26 protein-coding genes are annotated in these 25042 nt (G+C 62.7%); 6 read left to right on the forward strand and 20 right to left on the reverse strand.

Annotated elements, in window-relative coordinates; genetic code table 11:
- Nucleotides 1-29: 29 nt before the first annotated feature.
- From glnT to AC1DX6_RS18235, 10 genes are all read right to left on the reverse strand, one after another.
- Nucleotides 30-1337: a type III glutamate--ammonia ligase gene (gene glnT, locus AC1DX6_RS18190; RefSeq protein WP_477315743.1), complete on the reverse strand. Its 1308-nt coding sequence runs from the start codon at nt 1335-1337 to the stop codon at nt 30-32.
- 61 nt (nt 1338-1398) lie between these two features.
- Complete coding sequence (locus AC1DX6_RS18195) at nt 1399-2727, reverse strand: FMN-binding glutamate synthase family protein (RefSeq protein ID WP_477243326.1); 1329 nt, start codon at nt 2725-2727, stop codon at nt 1399-1401.
- A 6-nt stretch (nt 2728-2733) separates the two neighbouring features.
- A complete protein-coding gene (locus tag AC1DX6_RS18200; protein ID WP_477315745.1) occupies nt 2734-3465 on the reverse strand; it encodes a GltB/FmdC/FwdC-like GXGXG domain-containing protein in 732 nt (243 codons plus the stop codon).
- 4 nt (nt 3466-3469) lie between these two features.
- Nucleotides 3470-4366, reverse strand: a complete 897-nt coding sequence (locus AC1DX6_RS18205; RefSeq protein WP_477315747.1) for a class II glutamine amidotransferase — start codon at nt 4364-4366, stop codon at nt 3470-3472.
- A gap of 83 nt (nt 4367-4449) precedes the next feature.
- Nucleotides 4450-4773 (reverse strand): hypothetical protein, encoded by a 324-nt coding sequence (locus AC1DX6_RS18210; protein ID WP_477315749.1) that lies wholly within the window; start codon nt 4771-4773, stop codon nt 4450-4452.
- Nucleotides 4770-5459, reverse strand: coding sequence for a hypothetical protein (locus AC1DX6_RS18215; protein ID WP_477315751.1), 690 nt, complete (start codon nt 5457-5459; stop codon nt 4770-4772). The genes AC1DX6_RS18210 and AC1DX6_RS18215 overlap by 4 nt, the downstream gene beginning before the upstream one ends.
- A gap of 46 nt (nt 5460-5505) precedes the next feature.
- Entirely contained in the window at nt 5506-6900 is a 1395-nt protein-coding gene (locus AC1DX6_RS18220; protein WP_477315753.1) for an APC family permease, read from the reverse strand.
- A 14-nt stretch (nt 6901-6914) separates the two neighbouring features.
- A complete protein-coding gene (locus AC1DX6_RS18225; RefSeq protein ID WP_477315755.1) occupies nt 6915-7076 on the reverse strand; it encodes a hypothetical protein in 162 nt (53 codons plus the stop codon).
- A gap of 18 nt (nt 7077-7094) precedes the next feature.
- Nucleotides 7095-7472 carry a hypothetical protein gene (locus AC1DX6_RS18230; protein ID WP_477315757.1) on the reverse strand — a complete coding sequence of 126 codons (378 nt, stop codon included), beginning with the start codon at nt 7470-7472 and terminating at the stop codon, nt 7095-7097.
- A 12-nt stretch (nt 7473-7484) separates the two neighbouring features.
- Complete coding sequence (locus AC1DX6_RS18235; protein WP_477315759.1) at nt 7485-7772, reverse strand: hypothetical protein; 288 nt, start codon at nt 7770-7772, stop codon at nt 7485-7487.
- A gap of 286 nt (nt 7773-8058) precedes the next feature.
- Here AC1DX6_RS18235 and AC1DX6_RS18240 point away from each other — a divergent pair, with 286 nt between their 5' ends.
- From AC1DX6_RS18240 to AC1DX6_RS18255, 4 genes are read left to right on the forward strand one after another with little or no spacing between them, the layout of a single operon-like run.
- Entirely contained in the window at nt 8059-9192 is a 1134-nt protein-coding gene (locus AC1DX6_RS18240; RefSeq protein ID WP_477315761.1) for an aminomethyl transferase family protein, read from the forward strand.
- Between the two features lie 40 nt (nt 9193-9232).
- Nucleotides 9233-9829, forward strand: a complete 597-nt coding sequence (locus AC1DX6_RS18245; RefSeq protein WP_477315763.1) for a dimethylamine monooxygenase subunit DmmA family protein — start codon at nt 9233-9235, stop codon at nt 9827-9829.
- Complete coding sequence (locus AC1DX6_RS18250) at nt 9826-10791, forward strand: PDR/VanB family oxidoreductase (protein WP_477315765.1); 966 nt, start codon at nt 9826-9828, stop codon at nt 10789-10791. Before AC1DX6_RS18245 ends, AC1DX6_RS18250 begins: the two co-directional genes overlap by 4 nt.
- Before the next feature lie 9 nt (nt 10792-10800).
- Nucleotides 10801-11841 (forward strand): heme-dependent oxidative N-demethylase family protein, encoded by a 1041-nt coding sequence (locus tag AC1DX6_RS18255; RefSeq protein ID WP_477315767.1) that lies wholly within the window; start codon nt 10801-10803, stop codon nt 11839-11841.
- A gap of 204 nt (nt 11842-12045) precedes the next feature.
- Here AC1DX6_RS18255 and AC1DX6_RS18260 read toward each other — a convergent pair whose 3' ends face one another.
- Nucleotides 12046-12771 carry a helix-turn-helix domain-containing protein gene (locus AC1DX6_RS18260; protein ID WP_477315769.1) on the reverse strand — a complete coding sequence of 242 codons (726 nt, stop codon included), beginning with the start codon at nt 12769-12771 and terminating at the stop codon, nt 12046-12048.
- 343 nt (nt 12772-13114) lie between these two features.
- On the opposite strand from AC1DX6_RS18260, the gene AC1DX6_RS18265 reads away from it, so the two are divergent.
- Nucleotides 13115-14473 carry an NAD(P)-binding domain-containing protein gene (locus tag AC1DX6_RS18265; RefSeq protein WP_477315771.1) on the forward strand — a complete coding sequence of 453 codons (1359 nt, stop codon included), beginning with the start codon at nt 13115-13117 and terminating at the stop codon, nt 14471-14473.
- Nucleotides 14474-14512: 39 nt separating this feature from the next.
- On the opposite strand, the gene AC1DX6_RS18270 is transcribed toward AC1DX6_RS18265, so the two are convergent.
- The 9 genes from AC1DX6_RS18270 to AC1DX6_RS18310 all read right to left on the reverse strand — a co-directional run bounded on the left by AC1DX6_RS18270 (nt 14513) and on the right by AC1DX6_RS18310 (nt 24678).
- Nucleotides 14513-14818, reverse strand: coding sequence for a hypothetical protein (locus AC1DX6_RS18270; protein ID WP_477315773.1), 306 nt, complete (start codon nt 14816-14818; stop codon nt 14513-14515).
- Between the two features lie 15 nt (nt 14819-14833).
- The gene (locus AC1DX6_RS18275) at nt 14834-16816 is read right to left on the reverse strand and encodes an ABC transporter permease (RefSeq protein WP_477315775.1); all 1983 of its coding nucleotides are present in this window, start codon (nt 16814-16816) and stop codon (nt 14834-14836) included.
- Nucleotides 16813-17892 carry a quaternary amine ABC transporter ATP-binding protein gene (locus AC1DX6_RS18280; protein ID WP_477315777.1) on the reverse strand — a complete coding sequence of 360 codons (1080 nt, stop codon included), beginning with the start codon at nt 17890-17892 and terminating at the stop codon, nt 16813-16815. Before AC1DX6_RS18280 ends, AC1DX6_RS18275 begins: the two co-directional genes overlap by 4 nt.
- Nucleotides 17893-17967: 75 nt before the next feature.
- Nucleotides 17968-18942 (reverse strand): ABC transporter substrate-binding protein, encoded by a 975-nt coding sequence (locus AC1DX6_RS18285; RefSeq protein WP_477315779.1) that lies wholly within the window; start codon nt 18940-18942, stop codon nt 17968-17970.
- Nucleotides 18943-19405: 463 nt separating this feature from the next.
- Nucleotides 19406-20191, reverse strand: coding sequence for an SDR family oxidoreductase (locus tag AC1DX6_RS18290; RefSeq protein WP_477315781.1), 786 nt, complete (start codon nt 20189-20191; stop codon nt 19406-19408).
- Between the two features lie 8 nt (nt 20192-20199).
- Complete coding sequence (locus tag AC1DX6_RS18295) at nt 20200-20964, reverse strand: SDR family oxidoreductase (RefSeq protein WP_477315783.1); 765 nt, start codon at nt 20962-20964, stop codon at nt 20200-20202.
- Nucleotides 20965-21079: 115 nt separating this feature from the next.
- A complete protein-coding gene (locus tag AC1DX6_RS18300; RefSeq protein WP_477315785.1) occupies nt 21080-22588 on the reverse strand; it encodes a sugar ABC transporter ATP-binding protein in 1509 nt (502 codons plus the stop codon).
- Nucleotides 22589-22613: 25 nt separating this feature from the next.
- Nucleotides 22614-23552, reverse strand: coding sequence for a substrate-binding domain-containing protein (locus tag AC1DX6_RS18305; protein ID WP_477315787.1), 939 nt, complete (start codon nt 23550-23552; stop codon nt 22614-22616).
- 115 nt (nt 23553-23667) lie between these two features.
- Nucleotides 23668-24678: an ABC transporter permease gene (locus AC1DX6_RS18310; RefSeq protein ID WP_477315789.1), complete on the reverse strand. Its 1011-nt coding sequence runs from the start codon at nt 24676-24678 to the stop codon at nt 23668-23670.
- Between the two features lie 27 nt (nt 24679-24705).
- Here AC1DX6_RS18310 and AC1DX6_RS18315 point away from each other — a divergent pair, with 27 nt between their 5' ends.
- A complete protein-coding gene (locus AC1DX6_RS18315) occupies nt 24706-25035 on the forward strand; it encodes a hypothetical protein (RefSeq protein ID WP_477315791.1) in 330 nt (109 codons plus the stop codon).
- The last annotated feature ends 7 nt before the right edge of the window (nt 25036-25042 follow it).

The raw sequence follows: 25042 nt of genomic DNA on the forward strand, positions 1-25042 counted from the left end.
TTCCGGGATCGCTCGCGTCTCGCTGATGGTCAGATATCCAGCGTGTGGTCGCGCTCCCATTGCGTGAAGTGCGAAGCATAGGAATTCCATTCCTGGTGCTTCAGCTTTAGGTAGGCCGACGAGAATTCCTCACCCAGCGCCGCCTTGAGCGATTTGTCCTTGTCGAACTCGCGCAGCGCATCGAGCAGGTTGAGCGGCAGTTTTGGCGCGCCCTTCACGGTATGGCCATGCTGGTACATGTCGATGTCGTAGCGCTTGCCGGGATCGGCCTTCGAGCGGATGCCGTCGAGGCCGGCGGCGATGATCACCGCCTGCAAGAGATAGGGATTTACCGCGCCGTCAGGCAGGCGCAGTTCGAAGCGGCCGGGGCCGGGCACGCGCACCATGTGGGTGCGGTTGTTGCCGGTCCAGGTCACCGTGTTCGGCGCCCAGGTCGCACCCGAAATGGTGCGCGGCGCATTGATGCGCTTGTAGGAATTGACCGTCGGGTTGGTGATCGCGGCAAGCGCCGAGGCATGCTTCATGATGCCGCCGAGGAAATTCTTGCCCTTGGCCGACAGGCCGAGCTCCATCGCATTGTCAGCAAAGACATTGGTCTTGCCTGATTTGTCCCACACCGAGATGTGCGCATGGCAGCCATTGCCGGTCAGCCCCTGGAAGGGTTTCGGCATGAAGGTGGCGCGCAGACCGTGCTTTTCGGCGACCGACTTGACCATGAACTTGAAGAAGGAGTGCTTGTCGGCAGTGGCCAGCGCGTCGTCGAAGGCCCAGTTCATCTCGAACTGGCCGTTGGCGTCCTCATGGTCGTTCTGGTAGGCGCCCCAGCCGAGCGCCAGCATGTGGTCGCAGATCTCGGCGATGACATCGTAGCGGCGCATCACCGCCTGCTGGTCGTAGCAAGGCTTCGACGCGGTGTCGTATTCGTCGGAAATCGTCTTGCCGTCCGGCGAGATCAGGAAGAACTCGGCCTCGACGCCGGTCTTGACATGCATGCCGTCGCTAGCCGCCTCGGCAATCAGCCGCCGCAGCGTGTTGCGCGGTGTCTGGTCGACTTCCTTGTCGTCCATGACGCAGTTGGCGGCGACCCAGGCCACCTCGGGCTTCCATGGCAGCTGGATCACCGAATTCGGGTCCGGCACCGCCAGCATGTCCGGATGCGCCGGCGTAAGGTCAAGCCAGGTGGCGAAACCGGCAAAGCCGGCACCGTCCTTCTGCATGTCTGCGATGGCTTGCGCCGGCACCAGCTTGGCGCGCTGCCCACCGAACAGGTCGGTGTAGGAAATCATGAAATACTTGACGTTTTTCGTCCTTGCGAATTCTGCAAGATCAGTTGCCACGGTAGTTCCCCATTCTTTCGATTGTTGGCCCCAGAGTATGTGGGATTCGGCCCTTCATTGATTAGAAGCCGTTCTTCCCCGGTATCCAGTTGGTGCCGGCCAGCGGCACGCCGGCCATGGCGGCGGCTTCGATGGTGAGCGCGACGAGATCCTCGGGCTCGAGATTGTGCAGGCTGTTCTTGCCGCAGGCGCGGGCAATGGTCTGCGCTTCCAGCGTCATCACCTTGAGATAGTTTGCCAACCGCCGCCCGGCGGCGATCGGGTCGACCCGCTTCATCAGTTCGGGGTCCTGCGTGGTAATGCCGGCGGGGTCACGCCCCTCGTGCCAATCGTCATAAGCGCCGGCCGTGGTGCCCAGTTCGTTGTATTCAGCCTCCCAACGCGGATCGTTGTCGCCGAGCGCGACCAGCGCCGCCGTGCCGATCGACACCGCGTCGACACCGAGCGCCAGCGCCTTGGCGACGTCGGCGCCGTTGCGGATGCCGCCGGAGACGATCAGCTGCACCTTGCGGTGCATGCCGAGATCCTGCAGCGCCTGCACCGCCGGCCTGATGCAAGCGAGCGTCGGCTGGCCGACATTTTCGATGAACACTTCCTGCGTCGCGGCGGTGCCGCCCTGCATGCCGTCGACCACGACGACATCGGCGCCGGCCTTCACCGCAAGCGCGGTGTCGTAATAGGGCCGCGCGCCGCCGACCTTGACGTAGATCGGCTTTTCCCAGTCGGTGATCTCGCGCAGTTCGAGGATCTTGATCTCGAGGTCGTCGGGCCCGGTCCAGTCGGGATGGCGCGAAGCCGAGCGCTGGTCGATGCCTTTCGGCAGCGTGCGCATTTCGGCGACGCGGTCGGAAATTTTCTGGCCAAGCAGCATGCCGCCGCCGCCCGGCTTGGCGCCCTGGCCGACCACGACCTCGATGGCGTCAGCGCGGCGCAGGTCGCGTGGGTTCATGCCGTAGCGCGACGGCAGGTACTGATAGACCAGTTGCTTGGAATGGCCGCGCTCTTCCTCGGTCATGCCGCCGTCGCCGGTGGTGGTCGAGGTGCCGGACAGGGTCGCGCCGCGGCCGAGCGCTTCCTTGGCCGGGCCGGACAGCGAGCCGAAGCTCATGCCGGCAATGGTGATCGGAATCTTCAGCTCGATCGGCTTCTTGGCATAGCGCGAGCCCAGCACCACTGAGGTGTCGCAGCGTTCGCGATAACCTTCCAGCGGATAGCGCGAGATCGAGGCGCCAAGGAACAACAGGTCGTCGAAATGCGGCAGCTTGCGCTTGGCGCCGGCGCCACGGATATCATAGATCCCGGTCGCCGCGGCGCGGCGGATTTCAGAAAGCGTGTAGTCGTCGAAGGTCGCGGATTTGCGCGGCGTCGTCGGCGGGTTGCGATAGGTCATGCTGCCTCAATACGCGTCGGCGTTGTCGATATTGAAATTGTAGAGCGTGCGCGCCGAGCCGTAGCGCGTGAACTCGGACGGCTTGACCCCGGTCACGCCGGCGCGCTCGAGCAGGCCCTTCAGCAGCTCAAGGTGCTCTGGCCGCATCTCCTTGGCGATGCAGTCGGCGCCAAGGCTGTCGACCTTGCCGCGCACGAACAGCCGCGCCTCGTAGATGGAATCGCCGAGTGCATCGCCGGCATCGCCCAGCACCACAAGATTGCCCGACTGTGCCATGAACGCCGACATGTGGCCGATATTGCCATGCACGACGATGTCGATGCCCTTCATCGAGATGCCGCAGCGCGACGAGGCGTTGCCCTCGATGACCAGCAGCCCGCCCTTGCCGGTGGCCCCGGCATACTGGCTGGCGTCGCCTTTGATGGTGATCGAGCCCGACATCATGTTCTCGCCGACACCGGGTCCGGCCGAACCGTGCACGGTGATCGTGGCGCCGTCATTCATGCCGGCGCAATAATAGCCGACGCTGCCGCGCACATCGATGGTAACTGGCTGGTCGACACCGACGGCGACCGAATGGTTGCCCTTCGGGTTCAGCACTTCCCACGCCGTTTCGTTCGACCCGGGGGTCAGATTGTGCAGGGCCTGGTTGAGCTCGCGCAGCGACAGCTCGTCGAGGTCGAAGACCCTCGCAGCGTGGTCGTGCGTTACCGTCTTTGAAAGTTTTGTTGCCGGCATGAACTCAATGCTCCCAGAAATAAACGGTCGCGGGCTCCGGTTCCCAGACCTTGGCGCCGTCTATGCCGGGCAGTTTGGTGAGCGCGCGATACTCCGAACCGAAGGCGACATACTGGTCGGTCTCGGCCATGACGGCGGGCTTGCAGGCGATCGGATCGCGCACCACGCCAAAACCGTTCTTGGTGCCGACGACGAAGGTGAAGAAGCCGTCGAGGTCGGAGAGTGTGCCTTCCAACGCCTCGCCGAGATTCTTGCCATGCGCCATCTGCGACGAGAGATAGGCGGCGGCGACCTCGGTGTCGTTCTCGGTCTCGAATTTCATGCCTTCGCGGATCAGTTCGCGGCGGACATTGTTGTGATTGGACAGCGAGCCATTGTGCACCAGGCACTGGTCGGCGCCGGTCGAGAACGGATGCGCTCCCATCGTCGTCACCGCCGATTCCGTCGCCATGCGGGTATGGCCGATACCATGTGTGCCGGCCATCGAGCGCACGTCGAAGCGGTCGACGACCGCCTCGGGCAGGCCGACTTCCTTGTAGATCTCGACGACGTCGCCGGCGCCCATGATGCGGATGTCGGGGCGCAGCGCCTGGATGGCCTCGCGCGCTTCGTCGATCTTGGCGGGCGTGGTCCTGACGACGGCATGCGTCGACTTCACGCTGATCGTCACCGGCGTGCCGATGGCCTTGGCCAGCTCGGCTTCGAGGCCGCGAAAATCGCGCTCCGGCTTGGCCGACTGGATGGTGATCTTGGCCTCATTCCTGGCAGGCGCCCCATAGATGGCGATACCGGCGCTGTCGGGACCGCGATCGCTGAGCGAGATCAGCATCTGCGACAGCATCGCGCCAAGCTGGGGCTCAAGCGACTTGTCCTTCAAAAACAGTCCGACGATTCCGCACATGTCAGGCTCCCGAGGTTGTTCCCTAGGAGATGTATCGAATGAGTCCTGGGAATTCAATTGCTATGAAAAAAATATTCCTCTCGTTATATGTCGATCTGTGCATTGCCGCCCGCGCTATCGCCGCCTGTGCGGGCACTGTGAACCCATTTGGCGGTGCGGATGCGGGCGATCTTGTAAGCATCGAGCACCGACAAGGCGTAGATCAGGAAGCCGCCGGCATGGCGGCCGATGAAGCTGGCATCGGGCGGCGCGATTTTCATCGTCACCCAGGCCAGGATCACCATGAAGAAAAGGAACTGCAGGCCGCGCACCGGCACGCCGAGAATGACATGCCCGCTTGCCGGCAAGACAATCGCGGCGCCAAGCACCAGATACGGATTGGCCGGTGTGGGTGAGGAACTGGTCATGCGGCCTGCCGTTCGCGTTGGTTGATGGCATCGCGCAGCGCCGATGCCGAAATCAGCAATCTCTCGACCAATGCTGGCTCGAGCCCGGCGCCGCCGAACGCGGCTTGCCGGAACACGCCATAACGCGCCCGCTCGGCCTCCGCCAGCAGCCAGACGATGCGCACGCCTTTCGGTGTGATCAGCAACTCCTTGGCGCGGCCCTCGGCAAAGATCTCCAGATGATCGGCGATGATGTCCTGCGGGAAGCGCACGCCTTTGCGGTCCGTCCGCAGCACCGCCTCGGCCGGAAAGTCAGCGAGCTTCGGCAGCGTATGCTGGAGATGGTCGAAGTTGGAGAAGGTCGTCGGCGAGCCCGGCCGCATCATCATGTCGAAGGTGGCAGGCACCGTAACCGGTTCGGTGATCGAGACAGACAGCCAGCGGGCAGGGAGCTTTCTCGTCGCCAGCGTGTCGACGATGGTACGCACCTGCACACGCTGGCCGTTCCATAGGCCCGCCCAGGTGACGACACCGGCGGCACCATCCGAGATGTTGACTGCATCCGCAATGACGGTGCGGATGCCGGCTTCTTCGGCAACCAATGCGGCCATGGCCTTTTTGCCATTGGCGCGCACAAGCCAGACGAGATGAACGACGAGTGCCAGGGCGATGAGCCCGGCCAGCAATGCTGACGTCACTTCGAACACCTCGTCAAACCAGGCTCGCCCCAGGGGCGAGCACCCTTACCTCGTTTCAATAGCCCTGTGGCTTCGGCCACGGCATGGTGAACTGATCGCCGCGGCGGACGAATTTGTAGCGGTAGAAGTGGAACCACAGCGAGATCAGGAAGTAGAAGGCGACCATGGCGATCAGCTGCGAGCCGAAGCCGAGGAAGATGGCGAAGAAGGTCACCACGCACAGGCAAAAGAGCACGATCGCCGGCAGCGGATGGAACGGATGGGTGTAGCCGCGGCGGATCGAGCCGAGCGGCCACTTCTTCCTGAACATGACGATGTTGATGCTCATGAAGGTGTATTGCAGCACGCCCGACAGGATCGAGAAGGTGATCGCCTGGTTCAGGTCGGCGATGAAGGCGAAGGCGAGCGCGATCGGCAGCAGGAACACGATCGAGCGGTAGGGCGTGCGGTATTTCGGATGCACGGCCGAGAACCAGGTCGGCAGATAGCGGTCGCGGCCGAGCGAGAACCAGGCCCGAGCGGCGTCGTTGATGCAGCCATTGGCGGAGGCGATGGCTGCAAGCAGCGTGGCGATGAACAACAGGTTTTCGAGCAGTGGGCTGCCGGTCAACTTGCCCGCGTCCCACAGCGGGTAGTAGGTGATTCCCAGATACTCCCACGGCATCATCGAGGCGCAGACATACCAGGTCATGGCGGCGGCGATCAAAAGCGTGATCATGCCGGCCATGGTGCCGTAGGGCAGCGAGCGGGCCGGCGAGCGCACTTCTTCGGCTGCCTGCGTGGTGCCCTCGATGCCGAGATAGTACCAGATGCCGAACTGGAAGGCGGCGATGACGCCGATCCAGCCATAGGGCAGGGCGTTGGCGGGGGTGACCAGTTCGTTGAGCTTCAGCACCGCACCTTGCGTCCACGGGCTGACCGAGAAAAACAGGATGACGATCGAGACATAGGCGATCGCGGTGACGACGAAGTTGACGTTGAGCGTCATCAGCACGCCGCGATAATTCAGCCACGCCAGCACGACGATGGTCGCGGCGATGAAGGAATTGTGGGTGAGCCCTTCGACGCCCGCCTTGGCGACGATGGTGTCGCCAAGCAGGATGGCGTCCGAGACTTCAAGCATCGTATAGGCAAAGACCAGGAACAGCGCGACGTTGAACGCCATCAGCGGTCCGACAATGTGCTTGGCCTGCGCATACTGGCCGCCGGCTGCGGCGACCGTCGAGGTGACCTCGGAATCGATCATGGCGACCGAGGTGTAGAGCAGGCCGACAATCCAGCAGACAATCAGCGCCGCCAGCGCGCCGCCCTTGTCCGCCGAGAAATTCCAGCCGGTGAACTCGCCGACCAGAACGATGCCGACGCCGAGCGCCCAGACATGGGCCGGGCCGAGCACCCTGAGCAGTGAAACCCTGTCGCCGTGTATTGCCGGTTCAAGCGCCATCGTCATTGATCAATCCCCACTCAGATCCGGTGTTCTTCGGAGGCGGCTTCAAGCTCGCCTTCCCGTGACGAGGTCAGAACCTCTTCGGAGAAAGTCGTGTCGATCTTGAACCAGTCGTAAAGCATCCACAGCGCGAGCACGATCGAGATGCCCCAGCATGCATAAGAGAGTGCGACCCACATGACGATGCTTCCCCGGTTTTACTTGTCGTCGAACTTTTCGTTGATGACGTCGCGGTATTCGCGGTCGGAGGCGCGAAACAGGAAGACGAAATAGCCGATCAGCACCGCGGCCATGATGATCAGCGTCGGCCAGTCGATGATGTAGTGAAAGCGGTTCTGGATGATGTCGTGCGCGGTCTCCGGCGTGTAGCCGAGCTTTTCCCAGATCGACGCCATGGTCGGGTTCTGGCCAAGCGCTTCCCAGGTCTTGGCGTCGAGCGCGTCGATGGATTTTGCCGCGCCTGCGAGGCCCATCTTGAGCGGCAGCCACAGCGCCACGAAAATGGCGACCACGACGACGACGATATCGAAAATCTGCCCGGCCTTGCCCTGCTCCGGCGGTATGTAGCGCGACATGTTTTCTACCCCTCAGGACTTGCGGTTGCGGGCCGCGTCGGCGTTCTTGATGTCGAGACCGTAGATGAAATCCTTGTCTTCCTTGTAGTGACTGACCATCGCCAGAATGGCGGCCGTGTTGAAGATCAGCACCGCGGCGGCGGCAATCGCGACGACGATCTTGATCCCGGTGTCCGGGATGTATGGCCAGGTCATCAAAAGGACGAAGAGGATCGTCGCCCACAGGCAGACGATCAGGAGTACCGATCCGCGCACGTCGGAACGGTACAGCGCTTCGATGCGCTGCTGCAGGTCTGACATCGGTTTTTCCCCTTTTCCAGCGCCCGGCCCCGAATTGGCCGCTCGCTGCCCTCTTTCAACAGAGTGAAATTTTTTTCATAAATTCAGACCGAATTCCACAATTGTCAAGCCGATTTTACGTTGGGTTAGCTGTTTGTCCCCAGCCACGAATTTTGCCTGACAATGAAATTATTTGCTTCAGGGTATTGCGGCGCCCGAATGTTTGCGGTCAATATTCGGCAAATGCTCCCGCCTTTGTGCAGGGAGCCGGGAACAGCTAAGAATTTTCGAAACGGAGGACGAGCGGATGACGGCATCCTGGAGATTTTCGACACTGGCGGATCGCCACCGCGCGCTCGGCTCGAAGCTCGAAGACTGGAGCGGTATGGGAACCGCCTGGACCTACGACAAGGATGCCGACGAGGAGTATGTCGCCATCCGAACCAAGGCTGGGCTGATGGACGTCTCGGGCCTGAAGAAGGTTCACATCACCGGCCCGCATGCCTCGCACCTGATCGACCTTGCCACCACGCGCGACGTCGAAAAGATCTATCCTGGCAAGTCGGCCTATGCCTGCATGCTGAACGAGCAGGGAAAATTCACCGACGACTGCATCCTCTACCGCACCGGCCCCAACGCCTGGATGGTCGTGCATGGGTCGGGCACCGGCCATGAGGAATTGCAGCGCGCTTCCGTGGGCCGCGATGTCTCGCTGCGCTTCGACGACAATCTGCACGATTTGTCGCTGCAGGGCCCGACCGCTGTCGACTATCTCTCAAAGCACGTGCCCGGTATCCGCGACCTCAACTATTTCCATCACATGCAGACGCAGCTGTTCGGCTTTCCGGTGATGATCTCGCGCACCGGCTACACCGGCGAGCGCGGCTACGAGATCTTCTGCCGCGGCCAGGATGCCGGCACGATCTGGGACCGGATTCTCGATGAGGGCAAGAGCGCCGGCATCATTCCGTGCCGCTTCACCACGCTCGATATGCTGCGTGTCGAAAGTTATCTGCTGTTCTATCCCTACGACAATTCGCAAAAATATCCGTTCGACAATGAAGGCCCCGGCGACACGCTGTGGGAGCTTGGCCTCGACTTCACCGTCAGCCCCGGCAAGACCGGCTTTCGCGGCGCCGAGGAACACTATCGCCTCAAGGGCAAGGAGCGCTTCAAGATCTACGGCGTGCTGCTCGAAGGCAAGGAGCCGGCCGACGAGGGCGCGCCGGTCTATCGCGACGGCAAGAAGGTCGGCGTGGTGACCTGCGCCATGTATTCGCCGCTGGTCAAGAAATCGATGGGCATCGCCCGGCTCGATGTCGACTGCGCGGTCCAGGGCACCAAGCTCGAAATCCGCAACAAGAGCGGGGCGATCAAGGCGACGGCTGAGCCGCTTCCCTTCGACGATCCGAAGAAGACCAAGCGCACCGCTAAGGGCTGAGCTATCATCAACAGCGAGGGGTTCGAGGCACAAAGACAGAATGGCAGCCAAAAGCATCATCAGCCGGCCAGTTTACGGAACCTTGTCTCCACAGCCTGGCAAGCATCATCTTTTCGTCGCGGATGCGGAAGGAGCGCTGGCAATAACCGATTTGGCCGCGAGGGCGCCGGCCGATTTCTTCGGCGACGCCCACATCATCTTCATCCCCGGCCATGACGGCAAACATGTCGCCACGCTCGAGGCGCTGAAGCCGGCGCAGTTCTACCAGAGCCCTTCCTTCGCCAGCGCGCTGCCACGGCTAAAGCAGACTCTGACCAACGCCCATATGGGCCTGCGCGTCTATCTCGCCGGAACCGAAGGCCTGATCGGCCAGGCCATGCAGGTGGCACTTGAGGCCGGCATCGACCACACTTCCATGCAGACCGAACATCGCGGCTCGCTGGCGCGCCGCATGCAATGCGTTCATTGCAAGGGCATCACCGAGAACGTGACGACGCAGCCGGCGACCTGTGCGCATTGCGGCCTGCTGCTTCTGGTGCGCGATCACTATTCCCGGCGCATCGCCGCCTTCCAGGGCGTCTGCATCAATGCCGAGGACCGCAGCGAAATTCCTCCATTGGAGGAGGCTTTCCCATGAGCACCGGCACCACCAAACTAGATGTCGTGGTCAGCGATGTTGTCCCGGTCAACGATCTGGTGACGCGCTTCCATTTCCGCCGCCGCGACGGCCAGCTGTTGCCGACCTTTTCCGGTGGCGCCCATGTCGTCGTCGAAATGCGCGATGGCGAGCGCACCCGGCTCAATCCCTATTCATTGATGGGCTCGCCGCTCGACACCAGCGAATACACGATCTCGGTGCGTCGCGACGATGTCGGCCGCGGCGGTTCGCTGTTCATGCACCGGTCCGTCAAGCAGGGGCTGGAGATGGTGATCAGCTACCCCGTCAATCTGTTCTCGCTCGACCTGCGCGCCAAGAAACATCTGATGCTGGCCGGCGGCATCGGCATCACGCCGTTCATGGCGCAGACCGCGCAGCTCGCCGGCGCCGGTGGCAATTTCGAACTCCACTACACCTGCCGCACCGCCTCGCTCGGCACCTATGCCGACGTGCTACAGGAGCGCTATGGCCGCCGCATCCGGCTTTATCACGACGATCTGGAAGAGCGCATCGAGCTTGACCGGCTGTTGTCGTCGCAACCACTCGGCACGCATCTCTATGTCTGCGGCCCCGCCGGTATGATCAACTGGGTGCGCGACCGTGCAGCAGCTCTCGGCTGGCCGCCGGAGACTGTGCATTTCGAGCATTTCGCAGCGCCTCAGCCCGGCGCGCCGTTCGACGTGACGCTGGCTGTCAGCGGCAAGACGATCCGCGTCGACGAGCAGCAAAGCCTGCTCGAGGCGATCGAGGCGGCCGGCGTCGATCCGCCCTATCTCTGCCGCGGCGGAGTCTGTGGCCAGTGCGAAACCAACGTCATCTCGTATGACGGCAAATTCATCCACAACGACCACTGGCTGAGCGAGGAAGACCATCGTTCCGGCTGCAAGATCATGCCGTGCGTCTCGCGCTTCGAAGGCCGGTCGCTGGTGCTGGAGCGCTAGGAGGAAATCATGGGCATCACCTTTCGCAAGGAAACGTTCCGCGACGATTTCACCTTCAAAAACAGCCCGGAGCACATCCGGCGGTTTCCGTTCCCGTTCCACGAAGACGCCTACATGTATGCGGTCAACATCGAGCCGCATGTTCTGGGGCCGAAGGGCAGCGTGCTCGAAAATCTGATCGACGTCGACGAGCACTATGTCGCCGAAATGCAGGACCGCGCACTGGTGCTGGCCGAAGACCCGCTGCGCTGCCAGTCGCTGCCGCATATGACGCTGGCCGGCTGGGATCTGCTCGAACTTCTGATGGAGCAGCAGGCGCTGGGCTATCCCGAGCATTTCACGCTTGAGCGTAACGGCGATCGCTGGCGCTGGATCAACCGGCCGCTCGGCATCGACGACACCTTCACCTTCGGCGACACCTCGACGCTGCCTTACGGCCCGATGGAGTACATCACCCGGCAGAGCCAGGGCGATTTCTGCATCCTCGACCAGCGCGACGGCAATCTGTGGATGGATGCCGGCATGGTCACCACCCAGGCCGACTGGTCGCTCGATTTCGACATCGGCATGAACTTCTTCGAATGGCACGCGCCAGTGCCGCTGGCGCATGAGAAGGGCATTTTCGTGCGGGCGCTGAAGTTCCTCACCAACATCCAGCAGGGCAAGCCGGCGCGGCGTCTGAACTGGACGATGACCATCAATCCGCGCCTCGACACCAGCCCGGAAAATTACCACAAATGGGGACCGGACCGCGCCACGGTGACGCCGGAAAACGTCGGCGACAAGGTGCATCTGCGCGTCGAACTACAAAGCTTCTGGCGCCTGCCGCGCTCCAACGGCATCGTCTTCCCGATCCGCTGCTATCTGATCAACATGGACGAGCTGGTGACGCAGCCGAAATGGGCACGGCGCCTGCACCGCGTCATCCGCGACCTTCCCGACGAACTCGCCAACTACAAGGGCCTGACGCGGTATAGGCCGACGCTGGTGGAATGGCTGTCGAAGTTGGATGATGGGAGTGCGACATCGCCGGGGTTCGGACCGGACTAGAGCTGCCCGCGAAGCTGCCAATCTCCCCCCTCGTGGGGGAGATGCCCGGCAGGGCAGAGGGGGGCGCGAAGGAACGCCAGCCTTGCCCATCCGCCCTTGGCGCAGACCAACCTCTGAAGTCGCAGCTACGATCGATCGATAGGTCGGCGGGACAGCGCCCCCCTCTGTCCGGACATCTCCCCCACAAGGGGGGAGATCAGCCAATCACCCCGCGCTCTGCGGATAGCAAATAATCGACAAATAGCGCATCGGCAGTTTTGTCAGCTGCTCCGGTCCGTGCGGTGCATCGGCGTCGAAGAACAGGCTGTCGCCGGGCTTCATCGGGTAGAGATTGCTCCCGTGCCGGTAAACGACCTCGCCCTCGAGCATGTAGAGGAACTCCATGCCCTCATGCTGGAAGGTCGGAAACACATCCGAATCCTCGGTCAGCGTGATCAGATAAGGTTCGACGACGACGCCGCTGGTGTTGGAGCCGATATGGCCCAGCAGATTGTACTGGTGGCCGGCGCGCGTGCCGCGGCGCTCGACATCGAGACCCTCGCCAGCCTTGACGAAGACAGCGCTGCGCTCCTCCTCGAAGCGGCGGAAGAAGGCAGTGACGGGAACGCCGAGCGCCCGCGACAGCGCCTGCAAAGTGGTCAGCGACGGCGAGGTGATGCCGTTTTCGATCTTCGACAGCATGCCCAGCGAAATGTCGGTGGCGACAGCCAGATCGGCGACAGTGATGCCGAGCTTCTTGCGGAAAGCCCGCACCTCGCGGCCGATCGCCACCTCCAGCACCTTTTCGCGGGTGTCGCGAATGGCGTGCGGGTTCTGCGTCAGCGGTGCGCGGATGGTGCGCCCGTCTGTTGCCGCACCTTTCAGCGACGGCTTGGTCTTCGCGACCGCGGAGCCGGCGCCAGGCTTGAGATCGGATGCTGTTTTCGCCATGTCGCCGCCACCTCAAGACACTGCCGATTTATTTCACTCAAGGTGAACATAATCGGTGCCGATACAAGAGCGCAATCGCTACAGCAAGCCATTTGCGGTTGATCCCCGTTTTTTGCCGGCGCCTTCTGTTATGGTTTTTCACCGGAAGTTGCCCAGGCGAAACGCGGTTTTGCCACAAGGCCTGTTGACAGCACCATAGGGCCAATTATTGTCCTGTCAGTGAAATTTGTTTCGTAAGAGCAATTCCGGAAAAGCGGGAAACGGTTCTCCCGGGAGAGGCTCAGCGCTTTCCCTTGGGAATGGCGTCAAAACAAAAGTCGAAATGAGATCGGGAGGCCAGCAAATGAAAAGTCGTGTTGCCGTCATCGGAGCCGGGCCGTCCGGCATGGCGCAGCTCAGGGCCTTCAAGTCGGCCGCCGACAAGGGCGCCGATATTCCCGAAATCGTCTGCTTTGAAAAGCAGTCCGACTGGGGCGGCCTGTGGAACTACACCTGGCGCACCGGCCTCGACGAGCATGGCGACCCGGTGCACGGCTCGATGTACCGCTACCTCTGGTCGAACGGACCGAAGGAATGCCTGGAGTTCGCCGACTATACATTCGAGGAGCATTTCGGCCGGCCGATCGGCTCCTACCCGCCGCGCGCCGTGCTGTGGGACTACATTAAGGGTCGCGTCGAGAAATCCGGCGTGCGCAAATGGGTGCGCTTCAACAGCCCGGTGCGCATGGTGAGTTTCTCGGACACGACGAAGAAGTTCACCGTCACCGCGCATGACCGCACCAACGACGTTACCTACTCCGAAGAGTTCGACAATGTCGTCGTCGCCTCCGGGCATTTCTCCGTGCCCAACGTGCCCTATTTCGAGGGCTTTGCCACCTTCAACGGCCGCATCCTGCACAGCCATGATTTCCGCGACGCCATGGAGTTCAAGGGCAAGGACATATTGATCATCGGCCGCTCCTATTCGGCCGAGGACATCGGTTCGCAATGCTACAAATACGGCGCCAAATCGATCACCTCCAGCTACCGCTCGAAGCCCATGGGCTTCAAATGGCCGGAGAATTGGAAGGAAGTGCCGCTGCTGCAGAAGGTCGTCGGCAAGACGGCGCATTTCAAGGACGGCTCCACTAAGGATGTCGACGCCATCATCCTGTGCACAGGCTATCTGCATTCCTTCCCGTTCCTCACCGAGGAGCTGAAGCTCAAGACCGCCAACCGCATGTGGCCGGACGGGCTCTATGAAGGCGTCGTCTGGGAGAAGAACCCGAAACTGTCCTTCATCGGCATGCAGGACCAGTTCTACACCTTCAACATGTTCGATGCGCAGGCCTGGTTCGCCCGCGACGTCATCATGGGCCGCGTCAAGCTGCCGTCGGCGCAGGCGATGGCGGAACACGGGGCGAAATGGCGGGCGCGTGAGGAAACGCTGGAAGACGCCGAGCAGATGATCTGGTTCCAGGGCGACTACACCAAGGAATTGATGGAGCAGACCGACTATCCCGGCTTCGACGTCGAGGCGGTCAACCAGACCTTCATGGAATGGGAGCACCACAAGGCGGAAGACATTATGAGCTTCCGCGACCATGCCTATCGCTCGCTGATGACCGGCACCATGGCGCCGCTGCACCACACACCGTGGCTGCAGGCGCTGGACGATTCCATGGAAAGCTATCTCGAGGTGAAGGGCGTCGCCGCGGAGTAGGTCGCGCGACCAAAATCATGTGTCGGGACCGGCGCGGCTTCAGTCCAGCGGATAGTCGGGGGCCGCGTCGGTCTCTGTCACCTTGAGGGAGAGTACATCGCAATCGTTGGCCCAGTCCGGGCCATCGCCGCGCATCGCCATCGTGTCGGCCATCAGCAGGAATTGCATGGTTCTGAGCGCCCAGTCGACCGGCTCTTCCGGCCAGGCGAAGACGCCGGCGGCATCGCCGCCGAACTTCACATCGTGGCAGACGAAACCGGAGATCAGGTGCTCGCCATCCGGCTCGCCGGTTCTGTCCATGTCGAAGACGAGGACAGCAAAGGGTGGACCGCTCGGATCGGACATTCGGCACCAGTCAGACTATCCCAACTTTGCCCGGGCCTTCGCTGTCCAGGCGTTGAACAGTCGGTCGGCGACGATGCCGATGAAGGCGATGGCCAGACCGGCGACGATGCCGCGGCCGGCCTCGGCCTTGGACAGCGCGATGAACACCTCCTGGCCGAGGTCTCGCGTGCCGACCATGGCGCAGATGATGATCATCGCCAGCGCCATCAGGATTGTCTGGTTGACGCCGAGCATGATCTCGGGAAGCGCCAGCGGCAATTGTACGCGAAAGAAAGTTTGACGCGGCGTGCAGCCTGAAACCTTGGCCGCCTCGATCAGCGCCGGCGGCACCTGCCTGATGCCGTGATTGGTGTAGCGGATCGCCGGCACCACGGCGAAGGCAACGGTTGCGATCATCGCCGTGACGTCGCCGACCCGAAACAGCATCACCACCGGAATGATGAAGCAGAAGGACGGCAGCACCTGCAGCGTATCGATGACCGGCGTGACGATCTTTTCGAAACGGTCGCTGCGCGATGCCGCGAGCCCGATCGGAATGCCCATCAGGCACGCGATGAAGGCCGAGATGCCGCAGAGATAGACCGTCGCCATGGTCTTTTCCCAGAGCCCGGTGATGGCGCAAAAAGCTGTCAGCGCCGCGACCAGGGCGGCCAGCCGCAGCCCGCCGAGCTGGTAGCCGGCAAGGCCGAGCAGGGCGACCGCGCCCAGCCACGGGAAACCTTCGCAGAAGGCGCGCACCGGGTTCAGCACGTTGAGGATCAGCGCGACGCGGAACGCCTCGATCGTGTCGAAGAAGTTGATGGTGATCCAGCTCACCGCTGCCTTCCACAGCGGCGCGGTGGTGAAGGTGATCGCCTTCGGCACCGCGGCGAAGGCCGGCACGAACAGGCCGAGCAGCGTCGTGACGGCAAGGATGGCTACCGCAAGCGTGAGATTGGGATAGCGGCGCCAGAAGACAGGGCTCGCGGCCTGATGTGTCTGGCCCTGCGCCTGCTTGCGCGCGATGGCCTGGCTCAGCCGGTCGAGCGCGATGGCCAGCGCCACGATGGCAAGGCCGGCCTCCATCGCTTCGCCGACCTTCAGCGCGCGTAGCGCCAAAAGCACATCGTAGCCAAGGCCGCCGGCGCCGATCATCGAGGCAATGATGACCATGTTCAGCGCCAGCATGATGACCTGATTGACGCCGACCATCAATGTCGGCCGCGCCGATGGCAAAAGCACCCGCCACAGTTTCTGTCGCGCCGTGCAGCCGGCCATCTCTGAGAAATCGTCGATCTCGGACGGCACCCTGGACAGGCCCAGCATCGTTGCCCGCACCATCGGCGGCGTGGCGAAGATGGCGGTGGCGATCATCGCCGAAACCGGGCTGTTGCCGAACAAAAGCAGCATCGGGATCAGATAGGCGAAGGTCGGGATCGTCTGCATCAGATCGAGGGCAGGGGAGACGATGAGCCTTTCGGCCCATGGCTTGCGCCAGGCCCAGATGCCGGCAAACAGGCCGGTGACGATGCAGAACGGCACAGCGATGGAAATCAACCCGAGCGTCAGCATGGCGCTGGTCCATTGGCCGAACAGCGCGATGTAGAGGAAGCAGCCACCGACCAATGCGCCGAGCTTGCGGCCGCCGGCGGCATGCCCGGCGAGGAAGGCAGCCGCGCAGACGCCGACCCAGGATAGGCGCGGCAGGACATAGGCGTCGGCACCGTGACCGATCTTGAAATTCTTGGCCAGAAGATTGAGCGCGAAATCGAGGGGAACGCCGAGCACCGCGGTGATCGACCGCGTCAGCCAGGACAGGTTCAGCTTGATCCAGCGCATCAGCGCGCTGACCCAGTCGGCGACCGGAACGATCGCGTCGGCTGGATAGTTGACGGCCCAGGGCAGGCTGTCCTGCAGCAGGAAGACGACGAGCACGGCGGCGAGGGCGCAGGCCCAGACCAGCAGCCAAAGCTGAACCGGGCGAGGCCTTGCAGCGCTAGTGCTTGCGGTCACCGTCATGCGGCGGCTCCGGAACGATCGATGCCGGCGAGAAGATCGATTACCGCTTGCGGCGTCACTTCGCCGATCGGCTTGCCGCTGCCATTGACCACCGCGAACGGCTTGCCGGCGGAAACGATGCTGGCTGAGAAACTGGCGATCTTGGCCTCAGGCGCCACCGTGCCGCCATGCTCCGAGCCGTCGCAGGCACGCATCAGGCTGCGCGCCGAGATCACCTTGGCGCGGTCGACGTCGCGGGTGAATTCGGCGACATAGTCGGTCGCCGGATTGACCACCAGTTGTTCCGGCGTGCCGATCTGGATGACCTCGCCGTCTTTCATGATGGCGATACGGTCGGCCAGCCTTATCGCCTCGTCGAAATCATGGGTGATGAAGACGATGGTCTTGTGCAGCATGGTCTGCAGCCGCATCAGTTCGTCCTGCATCTCGCGGCGGATCAGCGGATCGAGCGCCGAGAACGGCTCGTCGAGGAACCAGATTTCCGGCTTGGTCGCCAGGCTGCGGGCAATGCCGACGCGCTGCTGCTGGCCGCCGGACAGTTCGCGTGGATAGAAATGCTCGCGGCCGCGCAGACCGACGAGTTCGATGACTTCCTGAGCGCGCTTTTCGCGCGTCGGCCGGTCCTGCCCCTGAATGCTGAGCGGGAAGGCGATGTTCTCCAGCACATTGAGATGCGGCAGCAGCGCAAAATTCTGGAACACCATGCCCATGCGGTGGCGCCTGAGTTCGATCAGCGCCGCATCGGATATTTTCAGCAGGTCATTGCCTTCGAATTCGACCTTGCCATGGGTCGGCTCGACCAGCCGCGACATGCAGCGCACCAGCGTCGACTTGCCGGAGCCGGACAGGCCCATGATGATGAAAATCTCACCCTGGCGTATTTCGAGGTCTACGGCGCGCACCGCGCCGACCAGTCCGGCCGCCGCGATATCAGCCATGCTGGCCTTGCCGTCGCGCTCGCGGATGAAATTGGCCGCGTTCGATCCGAACAGCTTCCACACATTGCGGCAGGCCAGTTTTATCGGGCGGTCATCCTTGCCCGATTTCGGCGATGCCTGTTCAGTCCTATCCGTCATCCAATCGTCCTTCTGGAGCATCAAAAGTTGGGACCCGGCCGATCACGGCCGGGTCTCATTTTCCAGTCGGGTCGATTACTGTGCCCAGGCTTTCCAGTCGGCTTCGTGGGCGGCGATCCAGGCGGCGGCAACATCTTCCGGTGTCTTGCCGTCGAGATCGATTTCGCCGCTCATCTTGTTGAGCTCGTCGGTGTCGACCGTGAAGGCTTTCGCCACCTTGTAGGCGACCGGCCACTTGTCCTTCATGCCGGACCAGGAATATTTCCAGATCTCGCCATGCGGTTTGCCGCAGTCATATTTGGCGTCGGGGTTCACGCCCCATTTCGGGTCGTTGTAGCACTCGGGCGTGTATTCGGGGAATTGCACCCATTCGCCCTTGTACTTGGCCGGCGCCCAATGCGGCGAATAGATCCACAGCATGATCGGCGCCTTGCGCTGATAGGCCGAGTCCAGTTCGGCAAACATCGCCGCATCGGTGCCGGCATGGATGACGGTGAAGGGCAGTTTCAACGCCTCGACGCGCTCGTCGTCAAACCCTTCCCATGTCACCGGGCCGCCGAGATAGCGTCCCTTGGGTGCGGTCTCCGCCGTCGAGAACGATGCCGCGCATGTCGCGTCGAGCAGTGCATGCCAATCCGGCAAGGTCGGGCATTTTTCCTTCATGTATTCGGGAAACCACCATTCTTCCTTGGCTTTCGGCCCGAGCTTGCCGAGGCGCTCCGTCTGTCCGGTCGCGTCGGACGCCTTCATGGCTTCGCCTGCCGTCGTGTCCCAGAACTCCAGGCCGACATCGAGGTCGCCATTGGTCAGGCCGGTGGTCAGGCTGGAGAGATAGTCGGCGGTCGGGTATTCGACGGTGTAGCCGAGCTTTTCGAGAATGCCGCCGAGGATCTTGGCGTTCAGATTAACGCTGGTCCAGTCGAACAGCGCGATCTTGATTGGGTCGTTGGATTCAGGCGCGGCCGCCTGGGCCGAAGATGTCAGTGCGCTTGCCGCGGCAAGTGCGAAGGCTCCCATTGATAGTCTCGAAATCACACTCCGAAATGACATGCTTGTTCTCCTGTCAAACCACGTGGAAGTTCTCAGTCGTTCCCTTCTTGCGTCTTTTCTTGATTGTGTTGGGAAAGCTCGTCGTTGCGCAAGGCCGTTGGCACCACAAAGCTGCCGGTGCTGATGCCGGCGCAGAGGGCTTGGTGCCCAATTCCGTGAAGATGTCGTGCGGACCGCGTCATGGCTGCCGATGGATTGCTGCGCGAGCAATCATCCGCGGATCGATCGCCGCTCTTGCGGCGCTCTGAGACGTGCGAGCCATCAAGGTCCCATGATCTCGGCTGTCAGCCTGGCAAGCCCCATCTCGCCAAAGCCGTTTCATGGGATGAAATTATATATACCAACGTTCACTTCGCGCAACGCACAATGCCGTCCGTAGCGCGAATTTCGAGCGGCGTTGCCTGGTCGCCGACGCTTCCAGCGTCGGCTCGGTCGGGCATTGCTTACGGCGTGAACAGCTTGCTCACGACATGATCAGTCCGCCATCGACATTGATGGTCTGGCCGGTGATGTAGGTGGCGTCGTTGCTGGCGAGAAAGCTGACCAGGCCCGAAACATCCTCGCCGCTGCCGGCGCGGCCCATCGGGATGTTCTTCACCCATTCGGCCATCAACTCGCCGGGCTTGTAGTCGCCCATCAGCCTGCCCCATGCCGCGTCATTGTAGGCCCACATATCGGTGTCGATGATGCCCGGGCAGATGGCGTTGACGGTGATCTTCTCCTTGGCCACTTCCTTGGCGAGACTCTGGGTGATGCCGACGACACCGAATTTCGACGCCGCATAATGCGGCGTGTAGATGAAGCCTTGCCGCGCCTGGCCGGATGCGGTGTTGATCAGCCGGCCGCCGTCGCCGTGCTTGCGGATGCGTGCGATCGCCTCCTGGCAGCACAGGAACACGCCCTTGGTGTTGACCGCCATCACCTTGTCCCATTCGGCCTCGGTCATCGCCTCGATCCTGGCGATGGTGATGACGCCGGCATTTTGCACCGAAATGTCGACGCGGCCGAATTCTCGTTCGGCCAGATCATAGAGGGCGGCGACCTCATCCTTCTTGGTCACGTCCATCCGCATCGATGCCACCTTGGCGCCGGCCGCCTTCAGGCTGGCGGCGACCTCGTCGACACGCGGGTCGATGGCGCTGACGACGACTGCTGCACCCTCAGCCGCGAAGCGTTTCGCCATCGCCGCCCCGATGCCGCCGCTGGCGCCGGTGATGACGACCGTCTTTCCCTCGAAACGCTTCTGCATTCTTCCTCCTACCAACAGACAAAGCCGCCATCGACGATCAGGTCGATGCCGGTGACGAAACTCGCGGCGCGGCTGGCCAGGAACACGGTCGGGCCGACCATCTCTTCCGGCGTTGCCATGCGCCCCATCGGCGTGTCGCGCTCGAAGATCTTGACCTGTTCGGCGACCTCCGGGCGCTTGTTCATCGGCGTCAGCGTGTAGCCGGGGCTGACCACATTGACCCGCAGGCCGCGATCGGCCCATTCCATGGCCAAGCTCTTCGACATGTGGATGACTGCGGCCTTCGACGAATTGTAGTGCGCCTGGGTCAGGTCGCGATTGACGATCGAGCCCGACATCGAGGCGATGTTGATGATCGAGCCCTTGCGCCGCGTCAGCATCCTGCGCGCCTCGGCCTGGCAGGACAGGAACACGCCGCTGACATTGACGTCGTAGATTTTCTGCCAGGTCTCCAGCGACATCGTCTCGGCCGGTTCGGCCCCGGCAATGCCGGCATTGTTGACGGCGATGGTCAGCGCGCCGAGTTCGTTCTCGGTGCGCTCGATCGCCGCCGCGAGGTCGGCCTCCGAGGTCACCGTGCCGGTCAGCACCAGCGCCTTACGGCCAAGCGCCGAAATCTTGTGCGCGGTCTCGTCCAGCCCGCCCTTGGAGGTGTGGCCGAAACAGACGACATCGGCGCCGGCTTCGGCCAGGCCAATGGCGATCGCTTGGCCGATACCGCTGCCGGCTCCGGTTACCAGCGCTACGTCTCCATGTAGATCGAATAGTTTCATCGTCGGTCCCTCTGCTCCAACTGCCGGCCGCTCGAAATGAAGGGGCGCCAGTCTTTTTTGCTGGCGCCCCGCGCGGTCCGGTCCTTGGGAGGATATCACCTGCTGTGCTGTCACCCTAACTTGTCGCGAGTTCCATGACGGCGACATTGCTGGCTTCGCTGCGGTCGAGAATGCCGCGCTGGCGGCCACGGCTCAGCACCAGCACGCGATGCGACAGGCCGAGCACTTCCTCAAGGTCGGAGCTCACCACCACCACCGCCATGCCGGAGCGGGCGAGGTCGGCGATGACATCGTAGATCGCGGCGCGCGCACCGACATCGATGCCGCGCGTCGGCTCATCCAGGATGAACACCTTGGGCGGACGCGACACCCATTTGGCGATGATCACCTTTTGCTGGTTACCGCCGGACAGCTTGCTGACCGCCTGGCCTGGCTTGCCTTTGACGCCGAGCCTGGCGATGCCGGCCTCGGCGAATTTCTGCACCGCCTTGGGAAACACCCAGCCGTTCGGCGCCACATGGTCGAAATTGCCGAACGCCAGATTCTCGCCGATGGTCTGGTCGAGCACCACGCCTTGCGCCTTGCGGTCCTCCGGCACCAGCACGACGCCGGCCCTGATCGCCGCCGCCGGTCCACTGAGATGCACCGCTTGGCCGGCAACGCGCACCGAGCCCGACGAGATCGGGTCGGCGCCGGCGATCGCCCGCACCAGCTCCGTGCGTCCGGCGCCGATCAGTCCGGCGATGCCAAGGATCTCACCTGACTTCACCGAGAAGGAGACGTTGTTGAAGCTGCGTTCGGGCGAGGACAGGTTCTCGACTGCGAGCAGCGTGTCCGCTCCCGGCGGCGACAGCGGCGGAAACATCCGCTCGACGCTGCGCCCCACCATCTGCTCGACCACGGTGCGCACCGGAATATCGGCGCGCTCATGCCGGGCGACGATGCGTCCGTCGCGCATCACCACCACGCGGTCGGCTATTTGGGCGATCTCGTCCAGCCGGTGGCTGATATAGATGAAGGACATGCCTTCGGCCTTGAGCTTGCGGATCTGCTGGAACAAAAGCTCCGTTTCCTCGCCGCCAAGGGCTGCGGTCGGCTCGTCGAGGATCAGGAGTTCGGCATTCAGCGTCAGCGCCTTGGCGATCTCGACCTGTTGCTGGGCGGCGATGCGCAGCGTGCGCACCTTGCGCTCCGGCGAGACGTCGAGACCGAGGCGCTTGAGCTGTGCAGAGGCCTGCGCGTTCATGGCCGCACGGTCGATGCGGCCGCCGCGCATCGGCAGGCGCCCGACATAGACATTCTCGGCAACCGACAGATCCGGCAGCAGTTTCAGTTCCTGGTGGATCATGCCGACGCCGGCCTCGATGGCCGCGGCGGGAGAGGCGGGGGAATAGGGTTTCCCCCGCCAGGTGATGGTGCCAGCATCGGGTTTGGTCGATCCGGCAATGATGTTCGAAACAGTCGACTTGCCGGCGCCGTTTTCGCCGAGCAGCGCCACGACCTCGCCCGGCCGCACCTCAAAGCTCGCATCGGCCAGGACCTGCACCGGTCCGTAGCTCTTGCAGAGGCCGTGGACGAAAAGCCCGTTGTGCGGGCTTTCGCTGAGGCGTGGGTCAGGAGACATCGTTGCGCTCGTCAACTCTCAAGTCTCAAGGATGCTTGGCGATGAACTGCTCGACATTGTCCTTGGTGGTCAGCGTCGCGTCCTGCAGATCTTCGGCGGGGACTTTCTCGCCGGCCACCAGCTTGATCGCCGCGTCGACGGCGAGCCGGCCCATGCCTTGCGTCTGCTGCGTCGCGGTGACGTCGAAGACGCCGTCCTTCAGCGCCTTGAGCGCCGCAACGTCACCGTCGAAGCCGGCAACCCAGACCTTGTGGCCGGGATTGGCGACCTTGACGGCCTGTGCCGCACCGAGCGCCAGCGCATCGGCCTGGCCGATGACGATGGAGACGTCGGGATGCGCCTGCAAAAGGTCCTGCGTCAGCTTGAAGCCTTCGTCCTGGTGCCAGCCTTCGCTCCACAGCTCGCCGACCACCTTGATATCAGGGTAGCCCTTGAGCGCTTCGCCGCAGCCCTTCGAACGGTCGACCTCGGGCGTCGTGCCCTTCTGGCCATGGATGATGATCAGCTCGCCCTTGCCGCCGGCCTGCTTGGCGATGTAGTCGCAAACCGCCTGGGCCGAGGCGACGCTGTTGGTGGCGATGAAGGTGTCGCCTGGTGCGCCATCGGCGTTGCGATCGACATTGACGACCGGAATGCCGGCAGCCTTCGCCGTCTTGGTCGGCACGGTGGCGGCGGTGGCGCCGGCCGGGATGTAGATCAGCGCGTCGATGTTCTGCGTGATCAGATCCTGCACCTGGCTGACCTGCGTTGCCGAATCGCCCTTGGCGTCGACGGTGACGATCTCGATGCCCTTTTCCTTGCCGTAGGCTTCGACCGACTGCTTGATCTGGTTGAAGAAGTCGGCCTGCAGATTGGCGACGGCGAGGCCGAGCTTCTTGGCGTCCTTGGCGGAAGCCATGTCGGTGAGGCCGAGCAGCGGAATGACGGCGGCCGCGGCAAGCAAGAGTGAACGTTTGGTCAGCATGTTATTCCTCCGTTGATAAGGTCAATCTGTTCTGCCGGCGCACCCTGGCGCCTTGGCCGAACACTCCCAGTTTCGGATCAACCGATCCGTATTCCGCCCGAATATCGGGCGAATCTCATTGCGCCCTTCGCCGCCAGGTGTCGGTGGCGACGGCGAGCGCGATGACCACGCCGATCACCACCTGCTGGATGAAGGGCGAGACGCCGAGCAGATTCAGCCCGTTGCGCAAAACGCCGATGATGAGGACGCCGACCACGGTGCCGCCGATCGAGCCAACGCCGCCCGACAGGCTGGCGCCGCCGATCACCACCGCGGCGATCGTGTCCAGTTCGTATCCCAGGCCGGAGCTCGGCTGCACCGAATCGAGACGCGCCGCCAGCACGATGCCGGCAAGTCCGGCCAGCACGCCGCAGATTACGTAGACCCAGTTGGTCAGCGACTTCACCGGTATGCCGGAGAGCCGGGCGACCTCGGCGCTGCCGCCGATCGCATAGAGGCTGCGGCCGGTGGCGCGGTAGTTGAGGAAGATGGCGAAGACAATCGCCAGCACGATCATCAGCCCGACGGTGACCGACAGGAAGCCGAAATGGCGGATGATCGACAGGTTGGTGAACCAGTCGGGGAAGCCGACGATCTGCGAGCCGTCGGTGATCATGTTGGCGAGGCCACGCGCCACCGACATCATGGCCAGCGTCGCGATGAAGGGCGGTAGTCTGGTGATCGTCACCAGCATGCCGGAAACCAGCCCGCAAAGCCCGGCGACGACAAGGGCCGCAACGACACCCGCCGCGAGGCCGAGATTGAGATAGTCGGGATGGGCGACATAGCCCATCACCATGGCGGCGAGCGCCAGCACCGAGCCGACCGACAGGTCTATGCCGCCGATCAGGATCACCAGCGTCATGCCGATCGCCATGATGCCGAGCACGGTGATCTGGTCGAGCACGTTGAGGATGTTGCGCATGGTCAGGAACGTGTCGGTGGTCAGCGTCAGCGCCAGGCACAGCAGCAGCAGTCCGATCAGCGGTCCCATGGTTCCGGCAAACAGCGCCGAAAGCCTGGCGCCCGCCGCGGCCTGCGCACCGGTGCCGGCTTTCAACTCGCTTGTGTCGTTGCTCACAGCCAATTCGTCTCCTCCACCAGCAAAACGGCGATGCCTCGCCATCCGCTCTTGTTCACCAGGCCCCTCCCCCGTGAACAATTTATCTTTGATATGCAACTTTGTTCAGCTAAACCGGTCGTCGGAAAATTGTCAAGGCCTGCCGCTTCATTCGACGCTGGTTTGCGCTGCAGTTCGGTTTGGCTTACGAAAGGGCGCGGAATGTCGAGTTTTAAGCGTGGATTTTCTCTTTCGATCATTTTAGCCGGCCAAACAGAGGCGGACGGCCAAGACAAAGTAAATGTTGACTATTTCGGTTTTCATTTCGCGCGGCGATATGTCGAGGGACGCCTGGCGGTTGTTCCGTTTGCAAATGCCGGTTGAAAAGCAT

It is taken from the genome of Mesorhizobium sp. P2_C4 (assembly GCF_056404575.1).